General features: G+C 61.6%; 1 protein-coding gene. It reads right to left on the bottom strand.

Annotated elements, in window-relative coordinates; all coding sequences use genetic code 11:
* Positions 1 to 960 (bottom strand): HPr family phosphocarrier protein (locus J5224_RS30340; protein ID WP_264628756.1); only part of this gene is annotated, 960 nt, incomplete at both ends.

The raw sequence follows: 960 nt of genomic DNA, 5'->3' as shown, positions 1-960 counted from the left end.
GTGTGACAGGGCGTAACCACGCTGTCGGGCTGATGGTTCAAATGCCGCAACACGCGCAGACCGACGTCATAGATATCGATGTAGCGTTCACGCAGGTAGGTATCTTCAATCCCCTGATACTCCTGTGCCAGCGAGGAAATCACCGTTAGCCACAGCGCATCAACCTGCACCGTCGCTTGCCCCATTCGCTCGGCGACCGCAGCGTACAGTTCGCCATCCTCCAGCATCATCCGATGCGCCAGGAAAATCCCGGCTTCCTTATCAGACAGGCGCTGCGCGGTAAACGCACACAGCTCATCCAGGTCTTGCACGGCAGCATCAATCGCCTGCGCCAGTTGAGCCAGCTCGGCCTGCGCGGATTGACTGACGCGCGGGGCCACGGCGGGCAACGTCCGGTCTACCCGACACACGGTGGCCGTTACCAATTCCCCCACCGGATGCCGCTCAGGGCGCGCCAACGCAGCGTCCTTCGCTTCCAAACGATCGCCAAAATGCTCGTGCGCCAGCAAGGTAAAGGCATCTATCGCCTGCTGCGCCTGCTCACCGCTCGCGTGCAGTGTGACTTCATCGCCGCGCTTGATCGCCAATAGCGCAATATTATTCACACTTTTGCCGTTTACCGTCTGTGCACCTTTCACCAGTTGCACATCGGCATTGTAGCGATTGAGGCAGGTGGCAATCGCCGAGGCCGGACGCGCGTGAATGCCCGCCGGGTTAGCCACACGCCAGGAAAAGGTGAGCGCTGACGCTGGCGTCTCGGCCCTCAAGGCAACGGGCGGGATGGCGGCCATGAGCTTATCATCCTGATTCAGTTGGTGATATTTCGCCGCCAGGGCCTGATGCGCTTCGGCCATCACCTGGCGGATATCACCACCGGACGCTGCCACGACTGCGGCGGCGATGGTTCCTTCCACCAGCGGCGCGGCGCAAACGTGCACGCGGGTCGCATAGGCCTCACCC

This window comes from Candidatus Symbiopectobacterium sp. NZEC135 (assembly GCF_025962695.1).
This window is presented reverse-complemented; position numbering and strand designations above follow the sequence as displayed.